At 71.3% G+C, this 18,947-nt stretch carries 19 protein-coding genes; 2 read left to right on the plus strand and 17 right to left on the minus strand.

Annotation, left to right across the window (positions count from 1 at the left end; all coding sequences use genetic code 11):
• Nucleotide 1 precedes the first annotated feature (1 nt).
• The 16 genes from QWJ90_RS11075 to prmC form a co-directional block, all read right to left on the minus strand.
• Complete coding sequence (locus QWJ90_RS11075; protein WP_290107896.1) at nt 2–2,758, minus strand: FtsK/SpoIIIE domain-containing protein; 2,757 nt, start codon at nt 2,756–2,758, stop codon at nt 2–4.
• Between the two features lie 61 nt (nt 2,759–2,819).
• The gene (locus QWJ90_RS11080; protein ID WP_290107899.1) at nt 2,820–3,623 is read right to left on the minus strand and encodes a PP2C family protein-serine/threonine phosphatase; all 804 of its coding nucleotides are present in this window, start codon (nt 3,621–3,623) and stop codon (nt 2,820–2,822) included.
• Nucleotides 3,624–3,734: 111 nt separating this feature from the next.
• A complete protein-coding gene (locus QWJ90_RS11085) occupies nt 3,735–4,583 on the minus strand; it encodes a DUF5684 domain-containing protein (RefSeq protein WP_290107900.1) in 849 nt (282 codons plus the stop codon).
• A 71-nt stretch (nt 4,584–4,654) separates the two neighbouring features.
• Entirely contained in the window at nt 4,655–5,413 is a 759-nt protein-coding gene (locus QWJ90_RS11090; RefSeq protein ID WP_290107901.1) for a YaaA family protein, read from the minus strand.
• An 87-nt stretch (nt 5,414–5,500) separates the two neighbouring features.
• Nucleotides 5,501–5,761, minus strand: a complete 261-nt coding sequence (locus tag QWJ90_RS11095) for a F0F1 ATP synthase subunit epsilon (RefSeq protein ID WP_156241861.1) — start codon at nt 5,759–5,761, stop codon at nt 5,501–5,503.
• Between the two features lie 2 nt (nt 5,762–5,763).
• Complete coding sequence (gene atpD, locus QWJ90_RS11100) at nt 5,764–7,212, minus strand: F0F1 ATP synthase subunit beta (RefSeq protein WP_290107902.1); 1,449 nt, start codon at nt 7,210–7,212, stop codon at nt 5,764–5,766.
• Nucleotides 7,213–7,243: 31 nt separating this feature from the next.
• Nucleotides 7,244–8,134 carry a F0F1 ATP synthase subunit gamma gene (locus QWJ90_RS11105; protein WP_156241863.1) on the minus strand — a complete coding sequence of 297 codons (891 nt, stop codon included), beginning with the start codon at nt 8,132–8,134 and terminating at the stop codon, nt 7,244–7,246.
• A gap of 21 nt (nt 8,135–8,155) precedes the next feature.
• Nucleotides 8,156–9,799: a F0F1 ATP synthase subunit alpha gene (atpA, locus tag QWJ90_RS11110; protein ID WP_290107904.1), complete on the minus strand. Its 1,644-nt coding sequence runs from the start codon at nt 9,797–9,799 to the stop codon at nt 8,156–8,158.
• Between the two features lie 62 nt (nt 9,800–9,861).
• Nucleotides 9,862–10,644 (minus strand): F0F1 ATP synthase subunit delta, encoded by a 783-nt coding sequence (locus QWJ90_RS11115; RefSeq protein WP_290107905.1) that lies wholly within the window; start codon nt 10,642–10,644, stop codon nt 9,862–9,864.
• The gene (locus QWJ90_RS11120; RefSeq protein WP_156241866.1) at nt 10,644–11,192 is read right to left on the minus strand and encodes a F0F1 ATP synthase subunit B; all 549 of its coding nucleotides are present in this window, start codon (nt 11,190–11,192) and stop codon (nt 10,644–10,646) included. The genes QWJ90_RS11115 and QWJ90_RS11120 overlap by 1 nt, the downstream gene beginning before the upstream one ends.
• Nucleotides 11,193–11,220: 28 nt before the next feature.
• Nucleotides 11,221–11,460: a F0F1 ATP synthase subunit C gene (atpE, locus tag QWJ90_RS11125; protein WP_156241867.1), complete on the minus strand. Its 240-nt coding sequence runs from the start codon at nt 11,458–11,460 to the stop codon at nt 11,221–11,223.
• Nucleotides 11,461–11,503: 43 nt separating this feature from the next.
• Nucleotides 11,504–12,310 carry a F0F1 ATP synthase subunit A gene (gene atpB, locus QWJ90_RS11130; RefSeq protein WP_246171893.1) on the minus strand — a complete coding sequence of 269 codons (807 nt, stop codon included), beginning with the start codon at nt 12,308–12,310 and terminating at the stop codon, nt 11,504–11,506.
• Between the two features lie 167 nt (nt 12,311–12,477).
• A complete protein-coding gene (locus QWJ90_RS11135) occupies nt 12,478–12,948 on the minus strand; it encodes a hypothetical protein (RefSeq protein WP_290107907.1) in 471 nt (156 codons plus the stop codon).
• Complete coding sequence (locus QWJ90_RS11140; RefSeq protein WP_290107908.1) at nt 12,948–14,117, minus strand: MraY family glycosyltransferase; 1,170 nt, start codon at nt 14,115–14,117, stop codon at nt 12,948–12,950. The genes QWJ90_RS11135 and QWJ90_RS11140 overlap by 1 nt, the downstream gene beginning before the upstream one ends.
• Complete coding sequence (locus QWJ90_RS11145) at nt 14,114–14,809, minus strand: L-threonylcarbamoyladenylate synthase (protein WP_290107909.1); 696 nt, start codon at nt 14,807–14,809, stop codon at nt 14,114–14,116. Before QWJ90_RS11145 ends, QWJ90_RS11140 begins: the two co-directional genes overlap by 4 nt.
• Nucleotides 14,810–14,878: 69 nt before the next feature.
• Nucleotides 14,879–15,766 carry a peptide chain release factor N(5)-glutamine methyltransferase gene (prmC, locus tag QWJ90_RS11150; RefSeq protein ID WP_290107910.1) on the minus strand — a complete coding sequence of 296 codons (888 nt, stop codon included), beginning with the start codon at nt 15,764–15,766 and terminating at the stop codon, nt 14,879–14,881.
• Nucleotides 15,767–15,878: 112 nt separating this feature from the next.
• Here prmC and cysK point away from each other — a divergent pair, with 112 nt between their 5' ends.
• On the plus strand, nt 15,879–16,817 hold the full coding sequence (gene cysK, locus QWJ90_RS11155; RefSeq protein ID WP_290107912.1) for a cysteine synthase A: 939 nt from the start codon (nt 15,879–15,881) through the stop codon (nt 16,815–16,817).
• 8 nt (nt 16,818–16,825) lie between these two features.
• Nucleotides 16,826–17,395, plus strand: coding sequence for a serine O-acetyltransferase EpsC (gene epsC, locus QWJ90_RS11160; RefSeq protein WP_290107913.1), 570 nt, complete (start codon nt 16,826–16,828; stop codon nt 17,393–17,395).
• A gap of 122 nt (nt 17,396–17,517) precedes the next feature.
• Here epsC and QWJ90_RS11165 read toward each other — a convergent pair whose 3' ends face one another.
• Nucleotides 17,518–18,927, minus strand: coding sequence for an amidase (locus QWJ90_RS11165; protein WP_290107914.1), 1,410 nt, complete (start codon nt 18,925–18,927; stop codon nt 17,518–17,520).
• Nucleotides 18,928–18,947: the final 20 nt, after the last annotated feature.

Raw genomic sequence — 18,947 nt, forward strand, 5'->3', positions numbered from 1 at the left:
CTCAAGGCAGCACCACCCGCTGCGGCGGCCGCCCTTCGACGCAGAGCCACGCGCGTGATGCGCGGGGCCGCGCGTACGGTGGCAGCTCCCGCTCGCCGGTGAGTGCGCGCAGCTCGCTCGCGCACTCCGCGCTCACGACGAGCGGATGGCTCGAGCGCGCCTCCTGCAGGAGCGCCCACTGACGCTGCCACGACTCCGGCTCCCCCGCGACGACCACCGGTGAGGCGGGCTGCGCGAGTCCGGCGAGGGTGATGCCGGGCGGGAGGTCGTCGAGCACGACCACCCGGACCTCGTCGCCCCACCCTTCGGCGAGGGCGACCGCTCGTCGCCGGGCCGCCTTGGCTGAGAGTGCCGTGACGGGAGCGGTCGGACGCCATGCCGTCGTGGGGGCAGGCTCCTGGACGCGCCCTGCCATGCGCGGCATCGCGAGCTGCACCTCGAGTCCGTCGAGGACGCCGCGGCCCGGGGCGCGGCGGGGGTCGAAAGCGCCGCTCTCGCCACCCGCGGCCGCATGGTCGGCACGCGATGCCACCGCCAGCAGCGCGCGACGTGCGACGAGGTCGAGGATGCGCGCTGCCGGGCCGGCCACACGGGCGAGCGTGAGCACGACCGTGCTCCGCCGCTCCCCCGCGTCGCGGAGGATGCCCTCGATCCGCTCGGCGAGGAGGTGCGCGTGGTCGTGCGGGAACCGCGCGAGCAGAGCGTCCAGGTCGTCGATGAGGAGCAGCGCACCGGTCGCCCCCTCCGCGCGCTCCACGGCGTCCCATGCGCCCTCGGCGTCGGATGGGACGAGCAGGGCGTCGCGGCGCTGCTCGGCGATGAGGCGCACCAGACTCGTCTTCCCGCTGCCGGCTCCGCCTACGACGGCGAGCGCTCGGTCCGCACCCGGCCGCAGCAGGACGAGCGGCTGCCGCTGATGCTCGGGGTCGTCGGCGAGCCCGAGGACGACCTCACCGGGCCCGGCCTGGGGCAGCGCGTCGATCGGAAGCTCCGGCGGCAGGGGTGCCAGCCACGGACCGCGCGACCGCGAGCCATCCGCCGACCGGGCGATCGCCGCCACATCGGCCGGAGCGGTGAGCGCCACGCGGGTGAGCCGCGGGCCGGCGTCGGAGGGGCGCCGGATGTACGCCAGCCCGCGCCCGTCTGCACCGCCGGGCAACGTGGCGGCGTCGTCACGGCCGATGACGCCGCGGCTCTCCGCCGGCTCGGCCACTCGGAGAGCGATCCGCAGCGGGCAATTGGCGGCCAGCGCGTCGCGGAGCACGCCCGTCGAGCGCTGAGTGCCGAGCACGAGGTGCATCCCCAGCGCCCGGCCGCGCGCGGCCACGTCGGTGAACACCGCGTGCAGGTCGGCATGGTCGTGCAGGAGGGCCGCGAACTCGTCGACGACGATGATCAGGCGCGGCAGGCCGGCGCCGGGGGCCGCGACATCGCGGAGGCCGCGTGCCGCCAGATGCGTCTCCCGTCGCCGCAGCTCTGCACGCAGGCTCTCCACCGCACGCCGCGCGGCCCCTGCGTCGAGGTCGGTGATCACGCCCGTCACGTGAGGCAGATGCGCGAGCACGTCGAACGCCGTCCCGCCCTTGAAGTCCGCGAGGAGGAACACCACCCGCTCCGGCGTGTAGGTGCGCGCGAGCGATGCCACCCACGTCACCAGCAGTTCGCTCTTGCCGGCGCCCGTGGTGCCGACCACCACGGCGTGAGGGCCGTCGCCCACGATGTCGACGACGGCGGGCTCGCCGGCCGCCGCCCCGATCACGGCGGGAAGCGCCGCTGCCTCACCGGACGCGACGGGCTCCAGGGAGCCCAGGGTCAGCGGCGGGTCCGTCTGGGACACACCGCCGGCGGCGGGCATCCCGGACAGGCGCTCTGCGAGCGCGGCCGCCTGGGCGCCGGAGAGGGCCTCCAGTGCCAGCTCCTGCACATGCGGGCCGCGGAGGAGTCGGCCGCGGAGGCCGCCGTCGATCTCCAGCACCGCCCCGCATGCGTCCGGCGGCGGGTCGCCCGGGCCGCGCGCGGCGATGACCCGGTCCGCTTCCGCGGGCGCGGCGCCGCCGAGCACGAGCGCGAGCCGGTGCGGCGCCGTCGCGCCGCGATGCGGCAGGAGATCCAGCCACTCCTCCCCCTCCGGCCCCGGACACGCCGCGAGCTCGCCCGGCGATGCGCGCAGGCACAGCTGCACGGCGAGCGCCCGCGCGACCGCGCGGGCGACGACGGGATCGCCGCGGACGCAGACGCCCTCGGCGGCGCTCACCGCAACGGGAGCGTCCTCCAGGACGCCGGCTCGCGCGCGGACGCCGTCGGCGTGCTCGCCGTCGCCCCCGGTCACCCGCACGCGGCTCGAGCTGGGCCCGCGTCCGACGACGAGCTCGTCTGCCCCGGCTCGCCACACCCGGCCCGCGTCGGCGAGGAGGGCGGCGACGCCGACGAGGCGCGCGGCGAGCTCCTGCCGCTCGCGCTCGTGACGCCGGTCGACCTCGGCCTCGACGCGGGCGCAGGCGGACGCGTACTCGGCCTCCGATCGCCGCAGCTCGCGGCGGGAGCTGCGGCGGGCGTCGACCGCCGACGCGAGCGCCATGAGCGGCCCGAGGGCGGCGAAGCACAGCGAGAGCACCGAGGCGGTCGCGAGCCACATGGCGATGCCGCCGACCACCGGCACGAGCGCGGCGAACAGCGGCCAGCGTGCAGGGCGCGGCGGCACCGCGGGGGCCGGGAGCGCGATCGGCTCGTCGATGCGCGGGAGGACGGACGTCGTCATGCCTCCATGACACCGCGCGACGCACTCGGGCCGCCCGGCCCCCGCGGATCTGTGGAGGGGGCTACGCCGGGGAGTCCGCTGTGGAGACGCCGTGCTCCGCCGTCGGGGCGGCATCCTTCACGTCGACGACGATGATCGAGACGTTGTCCCGCCCGCCGTTCTCGAGCGCAGCGGCGAGCATCGCCTCGATCGCAGCGGCGGGGTCGGCGTTCTGGCGGAGGAAGTGGAGGATCCCGTAGTCCGTCAGCTCCTTGGTGAGCCCGTCCGAGCAGATGACGAACCGGTCGCCCGCGCGCACGTCGAGGCGGACGTAGTCGGGCACGACGCTCTCGCTCGGGCCGACGGCACGCGTGATGACGTTCCCGTAGGGGTGGTTCTCCGCCTCCTCGGGGCTCAGCCGCCCGGAGGCGACGAGCTCCTGGACGAGCGAGTGGTCCACCGTGATCTGCGCGAGCGCGTCGTCCCGGTCGAGGTACACGCGCGAGTCGCCGATGTTGAGGACGATCCAGGCGTCCTCCTCGCCGTCAGCGTGGAGGTAGATGCCGGTCACCGTCGTGCCGGTGCCCTCGTCCGTCGTCTCGGGGTGGTCGCCGATGTCGCCGACCGCGCGCAGCAGCGCGTCCTCGATCGCCTCCGGCGTGATGTCGCCGTGCTCGACGACCTTCTGCAGCCGCGCGACGGTGCTCGCGCTGGCGATCTCGCCGCCGATGTGGCCGCCCATCCCGTCGGCGACGACGAAGAGCGGGAAGTGCGCGAGGACGGCGTCCTGATTGATCTCGCGCTTGCGGCCGCGATCGGTGACGCCGGCCCACGAGACGATGACGTCTCCCCCGGCGCGTCGCACGATCGTCGACTGAGTCGTCACGGGTGCGTCTGGCACGAAAGGGCCTCCGGGTGTCGGTGAGCGCTCGGTGAAGCGAGCGCGGTCATCACATCCTAGTCGAGCGGCGCGCTCGTGTTCTCGTCGCCGCTGCGGTCAGGGAGCGGGCGGCGCCGGCGGGGTCGACGGGTCGTCGCCCTCACGCCGCGGCGGGGGCGGGACCGCGCCGGGCGTGGTGCCGGCAGGCGAGGGCGGGTAGACGCCGGGTGCGTCGCCGCGCGGAGGGAGACCGCCGGTGGCATCCGCCGGCGGCGGGAAGGCGCTGGGGAACGCGTCGGGAGCCGACTGACCGTACGGTGCCTGCCCCTGCTGCGGATGGCCGTACCCGTTCTGGCCGTAGGGTGCCTGCCCGTAGGGCGCCTGGCCGTAGGGCGCCTGGCCGTAGGGCGCCTGGCCGTAGCCTGCGGCTCCGTAGTCGGGCGCGCCGAGGCCGGAGCGCGTGCCGGAGGGCACGCCGTCCCACACCGTGCGGTCACCGAAGAAGGCGTTGCCGCTCCATGGCGCCGGCGGCACGGCCGGGTTCCAGCGCGACCTGTCGAACGCGTTGATGCCGAGCCAGATGAGCGACAGGAAGATGTACAGCACGACCCAGGCGCCCTCCTTCTGCAGCTTGAGACCCACGCGGTAAGCGGCCATCGCGGAGAGCACCGCCGTCGCGATCCCGAAGATGAAGCCGAGGTCGATGAAGCCGAGCAGGATGGACCCCGCCAGGCTGTAGAGGACGAGCCAGGGGCTCAGGTCGCCCAGCTTGAAGAAGACCATGAGGTTGTACACGGGCACCCACGCGCGCCAGCGGCCCTGCACGCCCGCCTTGTCGAAGATCCTCATGAGGAACCACGAGCTCAGGACGTAGTAGATGACCGCGCCGAAGGCGAGGAGGAAGAGGAAGATGCCGAGCACCGCGAGCAGCGCCCCGCCGTTCGGGCCGTACACGTCGTCGTACATCGAAGACCTCCCGGATGTCCGCGACCGGTCCTGGCCGCACGACCACGATGCCAGAGTCGCACCGCCGGCCGCTACTCGGCGACGAGCAGCACCTCGCGCGGCGACCCCCCGGGACGCATGTCCAGGCCGACGGATCCCGCCCAGACGATCAGGTCGTCTGCCGTCTCCCAGACGGCGGCGCTCTCGGCGGCCAGGCGCGTCAGACGGCCCTTCGCCTTCTTGTTGAAGTGATTGAGGGCGCGCACCGCGCCATCCGCGCCCTCGGCCACGACCGACACCGAGACCGCCGCCACGTGCTCGGGAAGCGGGCCGAGCTCGACATACGCCTTCGAGCGCAGATCGACGACGAGGCCGTCGCCTGCCTCGCGGCCGAGCGCGGCGGAGGCGGCCGCTGCCCAGTGACGGCGCAGCGGCGGCACCCCGGGCAGCGCGGCACCGGCGGCGAGGCGGTACGCGGGGATCGGATCGCTCGCGCCGACCGGACCGAACGGCGCGGTGTGAATCAGCGCATGGCGTGCGAGCCACTCCCGCGCGCCGGCGGACAGCGTCGGGGCATCCAGCGCGTCGAAGAGCACCCCGGTGTACCGATCGACGGCGGGCATCGTCGGCGCTGCGAGCAGGGCGGCGTTCCGCTCGATCTCCCCGAGCTGCCGGGCGCCCAGCTTCAGGACCCGCGCGGCGCGCTCGGGGTCCGCCGACAGCGCGACGAGCGCGTCGGCGACCGCCTCGCGCTCCCCGACGAGCTCCCGCAGGCGGAGGTCGGCGAGTCGCAGACGCGCGCCGTCGCCGCCGGGGCGCTTGGTCTCGGATGGCGGGAGCAGGATGAGCACGGATGTCCCTTCCGCGCCCGTCGGGCGCAGACGAACGCCAGGGCGGAGGATCCGAGGATCCTCCGCCCTGGCGGGAGTGAACTTGCGTCAGTCGACGAGTGCGGCGTGACCGGCGACGATGGTGAGCACGTCGCCCTCCATCGACACGAACCCGTCGCGGGCGTCCGCGACGATCTTCTGGCCATCCGCCTGCGTGATGCGGACCTGCCCCTGGGAGAGGATCGACAGCACGGGCTCGTGCCCCTGCATGAAGCCGATCTCACCCTCGGTGGTCTTGGCGACCACGAGGCTCGCCTCGCCCGTCCAGACCTCCGCCTCCGCGGAGACGAGGGTGACGTTGAGCGCCATGATCAGGCGTTCTCCTTCTGGATCTTCGCCCACTGCGCCTCGACGTCGCTGATGCCGCCGACGTTGAAGAAGGCCTGCTCGGCCACGTGGTCGAACTCGCCCTTGACGATCGCGTCGAACGACTCGATCGTCTCCTTGAGCGGCACGGTCGAGCCCTCGACACCGGTGAACTTCTTCGCCATGTAGGTGTTCTGCGAGAGGAACTGCTGGATGCGACGCGCACGCGACACGACGATCTTGTCCTCCTCCGAGAGCTCGTCGACACCGAGGATGGCGATGATCTCCTGCAGCTCCTTGTTCTTCTGGAGGATCTGCTTCACCGAGGTCGCGACGCGGTAGTGGTCCGCGCCGAGGTAGCGCGGGTCCATGATGCGGCTCGTCGAGGTGAGCGGGTCGATCGCGGGGTACAGACCCTTCGAGGCGATCTCACGCGACAGCTCCGTCGTCGCGTCGAGGTGCGCGAACGTCGTGGCCGGGGCCGGGTCGGTGTAGTCGTCGGCCGGCACGTAGATCGCCTGCATCGAGGTGATCGAGTGACCGCGCGTCGAGGTGATGCGCTCCTGGAGCACACCCATCTCGTCGGCGAGGTTGGGCTGGTATCCCACGGCCGAGGGCATGCGACCGAGCAGGGTCGACACCTCGGAGCCCGCCTGCGTGAAGCGGAAGATGTTGTCGATGAAGAGCAGCACGTCCTGCTTCTGCACGTCGCGGAAGTACTCCGCCATCGTCAGAGCCGACAGCGCCACGCGCAGACGCGTTCCCGGCGGCTCGTCCATCTGGCCGAACACCAGGGCGGTCTTGTCGAAGACGCCCGCCTCCTCCATCTCGTGGATGAGGTCGTTGCCCTCGCGGGTGCGCTCGCCGACACCGGCGAACACCGACACGCCGCCGTGGTCCTGCGCGACGCGCTGGATCATCTCCTGGATGAGGACGGTCTTGCCGACGCCCGCGCCGCCGAACAGGCCGATCTTGCCACCCTGCACGTACGGCGTGAGGAGGTCGATCGACTTGATGCCGGTCTCGAACATCTGGGTCTTCGACTCGAGCACGTCGAAGTTGGGCGCCTTGCGGTGGATGGGCCACCGCTCGTTGATCTCGAGGGTCTCGCCCTCGCCGAGGTTGAGCACCTCGCCGATCACGTTGAAGACCTTGCCCTTGGTGACGTCGCCGACGGGCACCGAGATGGGCGCACCGGTGTCGCGCACCTCCTGGCCGCGGACCATGCCGTCGGTGGGCTTGAGCGAGATGGCGCGGATCATGTCGTCGCCGAGGTGCTGCGCGACCTCGAGCGTGATCTCGGTGCTCTCGCCCTCGATGGTGATCGTCGTCTTGAGCGCGCTGTAGACGTCGGGGATCGCGTCGTGCGGGAACTCGATGTCGACGACGGGGCCCGTGACGCGAGCGACGCGCCCGACCACCGCAGTGGTCTCGGCCGTGGCGTTGGCAGTCATACTTTCGTCTCTTTCCTGGTGGGTCTACAGCTCAGGACGCCAGCGCGTCGGCGCCGCCGACGATCTCGGCGATCTGCTGAGTGATCTCTGCCTGTCGCGCGTTGTTGCGCAGGCGGGTGTAGTCGGTGATGAGCTTGTCGGCGTTGTCGCTGGCCGACTTCATCGCCTTCTGCGTCGCGGCCTGCTTGGCGGCAGACGACTGCAGGAGGGCGTTGAAGATGCGGCTCTGGATGTACACCGGCAGCAGGCGGTCGAGCACCAGCGTGGCGTCCGGCTCGAACTCGTAGAGGGGATAGACGTCGGCGGATGCCGACTCCTCCGCCTCGACGACCGCGAGCGGAAGCAGACGGATCGTCTCCGGCGTCTGCGTCATCATGCTCACGAAGCGGTTGTAGACGACGTGGATCTCGTCCACTCCGCCTTCGCTCGCGTCGAGCTCGTACGCCTCGAGCAGCGCCGCGGCCATCTCCTCGGCCGTCTCGAAGTGAGGTGTGTCGGCGTCGCCGACCCACTCCGCCTTCGCCGTGACCCGTCGGAACTGGAAGTAGCCGACGGCCTTGCGCCCGAAGAGGTAGAAGTCGATCTCCTTCCCCTCCGAGCGCAGCAGCTCGGCCAGCTCCAGCCCCTCTCGGATGACCTGCGAGTTGAAGGCGCCCGCGAGACCGCGGTCGGCGCTGACGATGACGATCGCCGAACGCCGCACGACCTCCGGCTCACGGGTGAGCGGGTGGTCGATCGACGTGTGGGTGGCGACGGCCGAGACCGCACGCGTCACCTCGCGGGCGAAGGGCGATGACGCGCGCACGCGCGCCATCGCCTTCTGGATGCGCGAAGCCGCGATGAGCTCCATCGCCTTCGTGATCTTCTTGGTCGTCTGAGCAGAAGAGATCTTCTGCTTGTACTCCCTGAGTTGTGCGCCCATGATGCGTCGTCTCCGCCGGCCTTACGCCCGGCGGCCCTTGACGATCTGCTCCTGGTTCACGTCCTCCACGGCGGCGGGAGCGAACTCCTCGCGACCGGCGTCCGTCAGGTGCTGACCGCCGCCCTGCTTGAACTCGAGCACGAACTTGTCGACCTGCTGCTCGAGCTCGGCAACCGTCGCGTCCTCGAGCTTGCCCGAGGTGCGCAGCGTCTCGAGCACCGAGGTGTTGCGGCGCAGGTAGTCCAGCAGCTCGCGCTCGAAGCGGAGGACGTCCTCCACCTCGATGCTGTCGAGCTTGCCGTTCGTGCCGGCCCAGATCGAGACGACCTGCTCCTCGACGGGGTACGGCGTGTACTGGGGCTGCTTGAGCAGCTCGGTCAGACGCGCACCGCGGTCGAGCTGACGACGCGATGCCGCGTCGAGGTCGCTCGCGAACATCGCGAAGGCCTGCAGCGAGCGGTACTGGGCGAGCTCGAGCTTGAGCGTGCCGGAGACCTTCTTGATGTGCTTGAGCTGAGCGTCGCCGCCCACTCGCGACACCGAGATTCCGACGTCGACCGCAGGACGCTGGTTGGCGTTGAAGAGGTCGGACTGCAGGAAGATCTGGCCATCGGTGATCGAGATCACGTTCGTCGGGATGTAGGCCGACACGTCGTTGGCCTTCGTCTCGATGATCGGCAGACCCGTCATCGAGCCCGCGCCCAGCTCGTCGGAGAGCTTCGCGCAGCGCTCGAGCAGACGCGAGTGCAGGTAGAAGACGTCACCGGGGTACGCCTCGCGTCCCGGCGGACGACGGAGGAGGAGCGACACGGCACGGTACGCCTCGGCCTGCTTCGACAGGTCGTCGAACACGATGAGCACGTGCTTGCCCTGGTACATCCAGTGCTGGCCGATCGCCGAGCCGGTGTACGGCGCGAGGTACTTGAAGCCCGCGGGGTCGGAGGCGGGAGCGGCCACGATCGTGGTGTACTCCATCGCGCCGGCCTCTTCGAGCGCGCCGCGCACGCCGGCGATGGTCGAGCCCTTCTGACCGATCGCGACGTAGATGCAGCGGACCTGCTGGGTCGGGTCGCCCGACTCCCAGTTGGCCTTCTGGTTGATGATCGTGTCGATCGCGATCGCGGTCTTGCCGGTCTGGCGGTCGCCGATGATGAGCTGGCGCTGGCCGCGGCCCACGGGGATCATGGCGTCGATCGCCTTGATTCCCGTCTGCATCGGCTCGTGCACGCTCTTGCGCTGCATGACGCCTGCGGCCTGCAGCTCGAGCGCACGACGACCCTCGATGCCGGCGATCTCGCCGAGACCGTCGATCGGGTTGCCGAGCGGGTCGACCACGCGGCCGAGGTAGCCCTCGCCGACGGGGACGGAGAGGACCTCGCCGGTGCGGGTGACCTGCTGGCCCTCCTCGATGCCGGTGAACTCGCCGAGCACGACGACGCCGATGGCGTCCTCATCGAGGTTCTGCGCAAGGCCCAGCGTGCCGTCGCCGAAGCGGACGAGCTCGTTCGCCATGACGCCCGGCAGGCCCTCGACGTGGGCGATGCCGTCTGCCGCGTCGACGACCGTGCCGACCTCGTTCGCCGCGGAACCGGTGGGCTCGTAAGCGGCGACGAAGTCCTTCAGCGCGTCACGGATGACGTCGGGGCTGATGGTGATGTCTGCCATTGTCTTCCTTAGTGTTGTGGGGCCGAGGGCGGCCCCTGAGCCGTCCGCCGGGGCGGGAGAGCTTAGCCTGCGAGCCTCTGCCGGAGATCGGCGAGGCGGGACGAGATGCTGCCGTCGATGACATCGTCGGCGACCTGGATGCGGATGCCGCCGACGACCGTCGGGTCGATCACGGGGTTGAGCGCGATCTCGCCGCCGTAGCGGTTCGACAGCGCGGAGGCGAGCCGCTCGCTCTGCACCGGCGACAGCGGCGCCGCGGTGTACACCGTGGCCACCGTGCGACCGCGCTGGGCGGCGGCGATGCGCATGGCGCGGTTGAGCATCGCGCGCACGCGGCGACCGTGCGACTGCTGCACGAGCGACGACACGATGAGCGTCGTGCCCTCGCTGGCCCTGCCCTGGAGGAGAGAGCCGATGAGCTCCCCCTTCTTGGCGCTCCCGCCGAGCCTGCTGCCGAGCGCGAGCTCGAGCTGCGGGTTCGCCGAGATGATGCGGACGACCTGGAAGAGCTCGGCCTCCACATCGGCGGCCTCGGCCTTGGCCGCGGCCCGGATCGCGAGCTCCTCGAGACCCGACACGAGGTCGTCTCCCGAGGACCACCGCTGCGACACGACCTGCGCGATGAGTCCGCGCGTGACGAGCGACAGCGAGCCGAACGCCCTGGAGACCAGGGCGCCGCGGTTCTCGGCCGTCGCTGCGGAGTCGGTGAGCGCGCCGCTCAGCGCCGGGGCGCCGGCGACGGCACGCGACGCGGCGAACAGCTCGCGCGCGGTGTCGAGGTCGACCGGCGCGGCATCGAGCGCGGATGCGCTCGCTGCGAGCGCCTGAGTGGTCGCGCTGCCCATTACTTCGCCGCCTTCTCGGAAGCCTCGAGGTCGGCCAGGAAGCGGTCGACCACCGACTGCGCCTTGAGGTCGTCGTTCAGGGTCTCCCCGATGACGCCCGATGCGAGGTCGAGGGCGAGGACGCCCACCTCGCCGCGGAGCGACACGAGGGCGGCCTGACGCTCGGCCTCGATCTGCGTGTGCGCGGTGGACTGGATGCGCTCGGCCTCGGCCGTTGCGCTGTCCTTCGCCTCCGCGACGATCTTCTTGCCGTCCTCGCGGGCGGCTTCGCGGATGTCGCCGGCCTCGCGGCGGGCCTCGGCGAGCTGCCGGGTGTACTCCTCGAGAGCGGCTTCGGCCTGCTTCTGGGCCTCGTCCGCCTTCGCGATGTTGCCCTCGATGGCGGCAGAGCGCTCGTCGAGCATCTTCGTCAGACGCGGGAGCGCCACGAAGATCACCACCGCGAGGATGATGACGAAGCACACCGCAGACCAGACGATGTCGTAGATCGCCGGGATGAGCGGATTGTGGGCTTCCTCCGCGGCGACAGTGACAAGAGCGTTCAGCATCCTGCCTCCTTATGTCTCGAGCGAGGGATCAGTTGTAGCCGAAGATGAAGCCGGTGGCGATGCCGATGAAGGCGAGTGCCTCGGTGAAGGCGATACCGATCCACATGAGCGTCTGCAGGCGGCCGGCGAGCTCGGGCTGGCGAGCGGTCGACTCGATCGTCTTGCCGACGACGATGCCCACACCGATCGCGGGGCCGATGGCGGCCAGGCCGTAGCCGACCGTCGCGATCGAACCGTTGACCTCGGCCAGAATCGTGGTAGCGTCCACGGGTTTTTCCTTTCGGTAAGGCGGATGACCGTGTGGTCGTCCGTCAGTGCTCTTCCGCAACCGCGAGCTGGATGTAGACCGCGGTGAGGACTGTGAAGACATAGGCCTGGAGCACGGCAACCAGGACCTCGAACAGGGTGAAGACGAATCCGAACGCGAGCGTTCCGACACTCAGCAGCGACCACAGGCCGCCCATCGTGAACAGGAAGAACTGCGTCGCGGAGAAGAACAGCACGAGCATGAGGTGCCCGACGATCATGTTCATCAGCAGTCGCAGCGTGAGGGTGACCGGCCGGATGATGAAGGTCGAGAGGAACTCGAGCGGCGTGACGATGATGTACAGGAACGGCGGCACCCCGGGAGGGAACAGCGAGTTCCGGATGAATCCGCCCGGGCTGCGCTTGAGGCCCGCGTAGATGAACGCCACGTACGACACCACGGCCAGCAGCAGCGGGACGGCGATGACGCTCGTGCCGGCGATGTTGATGCCGGGGATGATGCCCGTGAGGTTCATGAACAGGATCATGAAGAACATCGTCATGAGCAGCGGGAGGAACCGGTCCCCGTCCTTGCGCCCGAGGATGTTGTGCGCGAACGTGTCGCGGACGAACAGCATGCCCATCTCGACGACGCTCTGGAAGCGCCCTGGCACCACGGCCATCCGGCGCGTGCCGAGCACGAGGATGACGACGAGGACGGCCGTGGCGAGGAACTGCGCGAGGTTGATGCGCGTGATCTCGAACGGCGTGCCCGCGAACAGCAGCCCAGCGGGGAAGAAGTCGTCGATCGACGGCGGATGGAATTCTCCGTCAGCGGCGGCGTGGGCGAGGAGGTTCGCTGCCTGAGTCAACCTGTGGCTCCAGCTTCTCGCGCGGAGCAATGCCCAGCACGGTGAATTGTCATGAGAGAGCGGTTCTGCGGGGCCTCGTCGCGATCATCGCGCCGCACACCATCCGCAGCTGAGTCCAGCCTATCAAAGGTCGCGCCCAGGTTTTGACGCGCTGTAGAAATCAAGGCTCAACGGCGCTGCGTCGGCTCGTCGTCATCCCCCGGCAGCGAGACGTCCGACACATGCGGGATGCGCATCGTGCGCAGCACGATCATGTCGACGACGAGCGATGCCACGACGCTCGCGACGATCGCGACGAAGAACACCACGGGCTCCAGCCACGGCTGCCCGCGCAGGATGAACAGCGCGGCGATGAACACGACGAGCTTGATGAACCAGCCGCCCAGGACGATCCCGAAGAAGATCGGCACGTACAGCGCGTCGCCGAACCAGCGGTTGGCGACGAGCACGCTCACGCTGGTGAGCAGCAGGAACACGGCGGCGACGACGGCGCCGGCGAGCGCCGACCACAGGCCGTCTGAGCCGGCGACGAGGTACCCGATGATGCCGCCGACGATCGCGATGGCGGCGGTCGCGACGCTGCTCCACCGGATCGCGGCGCGCAGGACGGGGGTGCTCGAGACGGGCGAGGGCGACATCAGGCCTCCTGGGTAGTGGGCGCGGGGGCATCCGCGACGTCGCCGCGCGGCGCGCGGCGCGAGGGGGTGAGGGTGACCACGAGGCAGGCGATGACGCCGACCGCGCCGAAGACGATGCCGATCCACCAGCCCCCCGGCCATCCGCTCTGGGTGGCGATGTACATCAGCAGCACGGCGAGCGAGCAGACCGACGTCCACGCGTAGAAGATGAGGGTCGAGTCGCGGTCGCTGTGGCCCATGTCCAGCATCCGGTGATGCAGGTGCTTCCGGTCAGGCGAGAACGGCGAACGGCCGGCGCCCATGCGGCGCGTGACGGCGAGCCCGAAGTCCAGCAGCGGCAGGGCGACGACGATGATCGGCAGGATGATCGGGATGAACGCTCCCAGCAGCTGGGAGTCGAAGTCGTCGCGGTCGAGGATCGACGGCGGCAGCTGCCCGGTGATCGCGATCGCACTCGTCGCCATGAGGAGGCCGAGGACCAGCGCGCCGGAGTCGCCCATGAACATGCGGGCCGGGTTCCAGTTCAGCGGGAGGAAGCCGAGGCAGGCGCCGATGAGGGCGGCGGCGATGAACGTGGCGAAGTTGAAGTAGACCGTGGCTCCCGTGTCGCGCACGAGGAGGTACGAGTAGACGAAGAAGACGGCGTTGGAGATGAGGCAGACCCCGGCGACGAGGCCGTCGAGCCCGTCGATGAAGTTGACGGCGTTCATCACGACGACGATCGACAGGATCGTCAGGCCGATGCTGAACCAGCTGCCCCAGACGGTGATGCCGCCGAACGGCAGCCAGTACATCTGCAGCTGTCCGCCGACGGCGATGATCCCGGCGGCGAGGAACTGCGCGCCGAGCTTGATCATCCAGTCGAGGTCCCACAGGTCGTCGGCGACGCCGATGAGCATGATGAGGGTGACAGCGCCGAGGATCGACCAGACCCGCTGCGGCTCATGCCAGAAGATGCCGAAGTACGGGTTCACCGCCGACACCGCGAAGGCCGTCGCGATGCCGAGGAACATCGCCACTCCCCCGAGGCGCGGGGTCGGCGTCTTGTGCACGTCGCGCTCGCGGATGCCCGGGTACAGCCGGTACCGCATCGCGAGCTTCCACACCGCCCACGCCAGGCCGAAGGTGACCGCGGCGGTGAGGACGATGATGAAGACGTACTGCCTCACGCGTCGCTGCCTGCCTCGGACTCCGGATCGGCCTCGAGCAGGTCGCCCAGCACGTCGCGCAGCTCGGCGCGCGAGATGGCGCCGTCGCGGAGCACGCGGACGACGCGCTCGGGTGCGGCACCCACGAGCGACGTCGCATCGACGATCGTGGAGGCGATGCCGGTGGCCGACGCGCCGCCGTCGAGGTAGACGGCGACGCTCTCGCCCAGCATGTTCATCGCCGAGTCCGCCATGACGGCGGCGGGCTCCCCCGTGAGGTTGGCGCTGGAGACCGCGAGCGGGCCGGTCTCGGCGAGCAGCTCGAGGGTGAGGCGGTGGTCGGGCATGCGCACGGCGACGGTGCCCTCGGTGTCGCCGAGGTCCCAGCTGAGCGACGCCTGCGCGGGCAGCACGATCGTGAGCCCGCCGGGCCAGAACCGGTCGACGAGCCGCTGCACGGGCTCCGGCACGTCCTCCACGAGCGCGCGCATGGCGTCCACGCCGCCCACGAGCACGGGCGGCGGCTGCTGCCGGCCGCGGCCCTTGGCGCCGAGGAGACGCTGCACGGCCTCGGGGCTGAAGGCATCGGCGGCGACGCCGTACACGGTGTCGGTGGGGATCACGATGAGCTCGCCGCGGGCGATCGCCTGACGCGCCCGGCGCAGGCCGGGGAGGAGCTGCGTCTCGTCACGCAGATCGAAGAGGGGGGACATAGCGGCACAAGTCTACGGCGCGCCGCCCGAGAACCCCGGGAGGACGCCGGTCCGGCCCTGCTGTCGACGTCAGGGACGGACGGCGGTGGTCGCGCGATCTCGCGTCGTGAGGTCCGGGTGCGTGGCGGGCGCCCGCCATCCGTCGCCCGAGAGCAGCTCGCGGATGGGCGCCCCCTGCCACTCCCCGTGCTCGATGACGAGGAGGCCGCCCGGGCGCAGCAGACGCAGCGCCGTGCGGCTGAGCACGCGCACGACGTCGAGACCGTCCGGGCCGCCGTAGAGCGCGGCGGCGGGATCGTGCAGACGCACCTCCGGGTCACGTGGGATGGCGTCGTCGGGGACGTACGGCGGGTTCGACACGACGACGGAGACGGTGCCGTCGAGGTCGGCGAAGGCGTCGGCGAGGTCGGCGAGCGCGAGGCGGAGATTCGAAGCTCCCGTGCGCTCGACGTTGCGGGTGGTCCATGCGAACGCGTCGGGCGACTTCTCGGCCGCGTGCACGCGGGCGTGCGGCACCTCGGTGGCGAGCGCGAGTGCGATGGCGCCGCTCCCGGTGCCGAGGTCGACGGCGACGGGCTCCGGCGACGGGTCCGCACGCAGGGCATCGATGGCGAGCTGCGCGACCATCTCCGTCTCCGGACGCGGCACGAAGACGCCCGGTCCGACCACCAGCTCCAGGTGGCGGAAGTGCGCGACACCCGTGATGTGCTGCAGGGGCTCGCGCGCGGCGCGGCGCGCGACGAGCGCGTCGAATGCGTCGATGGCGTCGGCGGTGAGCGCATCACCGCGGATGGCGGCGGCCTGGACGCCGCCTCGGCTCTCGTGTCGCACGTGCGCGAGGAGGAGCTCGGCGTCGACGTCGGGGTCGGGCACCCCCGCCCCGGCGAGAACGCGGACGGCGTCGGCGAGAGCGGTGCGGACAGTGACGGCGGATGGCCGGGGGGCGGGATGCGACATGGCCCGTCAAGTCTATGGAGCCGGATGTCACTCGATGACGCTCCCGGACTCCCGCTCGTTCTGATGTCCTAGTGTGAACCGCATCCCAGGTTCTCCCTCCAGAAAGGCCGCCATGACCGGTATTCACGCTGACGTCACCACCGCGTTCGGCAACACCCCCCTCGTCCGCCTCAACCGCGTCACAGAGGGCGCGGGAGCCGAGGTCGTCGCGAAGCTCGAGTACTACAACCCGGGCTCGTCGGTGAAGGACCGGCTGGGGATCGCGATCGTGAACGCGGCGGAGGAGTCGGGCGAGCTGAAGCCAGGGGGCACGATCGTCGAGGCGACCAGCGGCAACACCGGCATCGCGCTGTCGCTCGTCGGCGCCGCCCGCGGGTACAAGGTCATCCTGGCGATGCCCGCGTCGATGTCGAAGGAGCGCCGCGTGCTCCTCAAGGCGTTCGGTGCGCAGCTCGTGCTCACCGACCCCGCCGGCGGCATGAAGAACGCCGTCGCGGAGGCCGAGCGGATCGTCGCCGAGACGCCCGGTGCCATCCTCGCGAAGCAGTTCGCGAACGAGGCGAACGCGGCCATCCACCGCGCCACCACCGCCGAGGAGATCTGGCGCGACACCGACGGCAAGGTCGACGTCTTCGTCGCGGGCGTCGGCACCGGCGGCACCATCACCGGCGTCGGCCAGGTGCTGAAGGAGCGCAACCCCGACGTGAAGATCGTCGCCGTCGAGCCGTCGGCGTCGCCGCTGCTCTCCGAGGGCACCCCCGGGCCCGCGAAGATCCAGGGCATCGGCCCCAACTTCGTGCCGCCGGTTCTCGACACCGAGGTCTTCGACGAGGTCGTGACGGTGGAGTTCGAGGACGCGATCGCCACGGCGCGGGACCTCGCCGCCCGGGAGGGTCTGCTGGTCGGCATGTCGTGCGGCGCCGCCACGTGGGCGGCCGTCCAGATCGCGCGGCGCCCGGAGAACGCCGGCAAGCGCATCGTCGTCGTGCTGCCCGACACCGGAGAGCGATACCTCTCCACACCGCTGTTCGAGGACCTGCGCGAGGACTGACCGCCCGGATGTCGCCCTGGACTCGCGTCCGCGAGGATCTCGCTGCCGCCCGGCAGCGGGATCCGGCGGCGCGCTCCGCGATCGAGATCGCCCTGCTGTACCCGGGGGTCCACGCCATCTGGGCGCACCGGGTGTGGCACCGCCTGTGGCGGCGGGGCTTCCGCTTCGTCGCCCGCGCGGGGTCGCAGCTGACCCGCTCGCTCACCGGGATCGAGATCCACCCGGGCGCGGTGATCGGCCGCCGCTTCTTCATCGACCACGGCATGGGCGTCGTGATCGGCGAGACGGCGGTGGTCGGCGATGACGTGCTGATCTACCACAGCGTCACGCTCGGCGGGCGCACGCACGACCACGGCAAGCGGCACCCGACGCTCGGCGACGGCGTCGCGGTGGGCGCCGGCGCGAAGGTGCTCGGGCCGGTCGTCATCGGCGACCGCTGCGCCATCGGCGCGAACGCGGCGGTCACACGCAGCGCCCCCGCCGACACCGTGCTCGTCGGCATCCCGGCCCGCCCTCGCGCTCGTCAGAACGGCGAGGACGTCCGCACGCTGCTCATGGCGCCCGAGTACAGCATCTGACCCGGTCGGCGCCGTGCCGGGGCCGACCGAGACCGCCTCGTCGCTCGCGGCTCGCCCGCCTCCTCCGAGACCGCCTGCGCTGCGGGTGGGTTCGGAGCGCAGGCGCTGTCGGGCGGATGGTCTCAGCCCGCGAGCGCCGCGGGCGGCCAGGGCAGTGGGCCGCGCTCGGCCTCCAGCTGCGCGGCGACGGCGACGATCGCCGCCTCGCCGCCGGGGCGTCCGATCAGCTGCACGCTCACGGGGCGGCCGGTCTCGTCGGGAACGAGCGGGATGGTCAGCGCCGGGAGCCCGCACACGTTCACGAAGCTCGTATGCGGCGCGTAGGAGCACTGCTGCGCGAAGTTCCGCTCGGGGTCGTCGGCATCGTGCCATCCGATCGGGCGCGGCGACTGCGCGAGCGCCGGCGTCACGACCACGTCGAACGGGGAGAACACGGCGATCGTCGCCCGCTCGAACGCGGTCGCGGCGGCGTACGCCGCGAGCAGCCGCTCGGCCGGAAGCGCCCGCCCCTCCCGCACGAGCCACGCCGTGAGCGGTTCGAGGTCGTCGTCCAATCGCTCGTCCGGCACCGGGATGCGCGCGGCCGAGGCGCGCCAGATCGTCGTGAAGAGCTCCGGGTATCCGCTGGGCCGCCACTGCGCGTCCTCGACGCCGTGGCCGAACCGCGCCAGCATCTCCAGCGCCGCGTCGAAGGCCGCGCGCGCGAACGGATCGAGGGTCGTGTCCGTCCAGCCATCCCACGGCGTCTCGGTCGTGAACCCGATCCGGACCCGGCCAGGCTCGCGGCCCGCGAAGGGCAGGAACGGCCCCTCGCCCGGGGCTCGCGTGGCATAGGTGTACGGGGCGGATGGCGCGAGCGCGTCGAGCAGGAACGCCGCATCGGCGACACTGCGGCCGATGGGCCCCGCGACAGAGAGGCCGCCGGGAACATCCATACCCGAGCCCATCGGCAGCCGGCCGCGCGAGGGCTTCAGACCCACGACGCCCACGGTCGCGGACGGGATCCGGATCGATCCGCCGCCATCCGAAGCCGGAGCTGCGGGAAGGAGACCGGCGGCGACCGCCACCGCCGCGCCGCCGCTCGACCCGCCCGCGCCGGTCGCCAGATCCCACGGGTTCCGTGCGGGCGGGGCCACGCGCGACTCCGTGTACCCGGTCATCCCGAACTCGGGGGTGTTCGTCTTGCCGAGGCTGACCGCGCCGAGCTCGTCGAGGGCGAGGGCGAGCGGGTCGGACGCCGTCGGCACGTACGACGCGAACGCGCGCGATCCGTATCGCGTCGGCACGCCGGCACGGGCGGTGAGGTCCTTGTCGGCGAGCGGCAGACCCCACAGCGCTCGCCCCGGGTCCGGGCCGTCGAGGGCATCCGCCTGCGCGAGCGCGCGCTCGGCCGTCACCTCCGTGAACGCGCCGAGCGCGCCATCGGCTCGCTCGATGCGCGCGAGGAAGTGCGCGGCGACCTCGCGCGGCGACAGCTCGCCGGCCTGCAGCGCGGCGGCGAGAGCCACCGCGCCCATCTCGTGGATCTCCATCCGGCCATCCTCTCGCGCCG

The organism is Microbacterium oryzae (assembly GCF_030406385.1).
GTDB classification, from domain to species: domain Bacteria; phylum Actinomycetota; class Actinomycetes; order Actinomycetales; family Microbacteriaceae; genus Microbacterium; species Microbacterium oryzae_A.

What these genes read in the sequence shown, in the direction of transcription:
- QWJ90_RS11075 (WP_290107896.1), bottom strand. Translation starts at nt 2,758, where the DNA reads ATGACGACGTCCGTCCTCCCGCGCATCGACGAGCCGATCGCGCTCCCG.
- QWJ90_RS11085 (WP_290107900.1), bottom strand. Translation starts at nt 4,583, where the DNA reads ATGTACGACGACGTGTACGGCCCGAACGGCGGGGCGCTGCTCGCGGTG.
- QWJ90_RS11095 (WP_156241861.1), bottom strand. Translation starts at nt 5,761, where the DNA reads ATGGCGCTCAACGTCACCCTCGTCTCCGCGGAGGCGGAGGTCTGGACG.
- atpD (WP_290107902.1), bottom strand. Translation starts at nt 7,212, where the DNA reads ATGACTGCCAACGCCACGGCCGAGACCACTGCGGTGGTCGGGCGCGTC.
- QWJ90_RS11105 (WP_156241863.1), bottom strand. Translation starts at nt 8,134, where the DNA reads ATGGGCGCACAACTCAGGGAGTACAAGCAGAAGATCTCTTCTGCTCAG.
- atpA (WP_290107904.1), bottom strand. Translation starts at nt 9,799, where the DNA reads ATGGCAGACATCACCATCAGCCCCGACGTCATCCGTGACGCGCTGAAG.
- QWJ90_RS11115 (WP_290107905.1), bottom strand. Translation starts at nt 10,644, where the DNA reads ATGGGCAGCGCGACCACTCAGGCGCTCGCAGCGAGCGCATCCGCGCTC.
- QWJ90_RS11120 (WP_156241866.1), bottom strand. Translation starts at nt 11,192, where the DNA reads ATGCTGAACGCTCTTGTCACTGTCGCCGCGGAGGAAGCCCACAATCCG.
- QWJ90_RS11135 (WP_290107907.1), bottom strand. Translation starts at nt 12,948, where the DNA reads ATGTCGCCCTCGCCCGTCTCGAGCACCCCCGTCCTGCGCGCCGCGATC.
- QWJ90_RS11145 (WP_290107909.1), bottom strand. Translation starts at nt 14,809, where the DNA reads ATGTCCCCCCTCTTCGATCTGCGTGACGAGACGCAGCTCCTCCCCGGC.
- prmC (WP_290107910.1), bottom strand. Translation starts at nt 15,766, where the DNA reads ATGTCGCATCCCGCCCCCCGGCCATCCGCCGTCACTGTCCGCACCGCT.
- cysK (WP_290107912.1), top strand. Translation starts at nt 15,879, where the DNA reads ATGACCGGTATTCACGCTGACGTCACCACCGCGTTCGGCAACACCCCC.
- epsC (WP_290107913.1), top strand. Translation starts at nt 16,826, where the DNA reads ATGTCGCCCTGGACTCGCGTCCGCGAGGATCTCGCTGCCGCCCGGCAG.
- QWJ90_RS11165 (WP_290107914.1), bottom strand. Translation starts at nt 18,927, where the DNA reads ATGGAGATCCACGAGATGGGCGCGGTGGCTCTCGCCGCCGCGCTGCAG.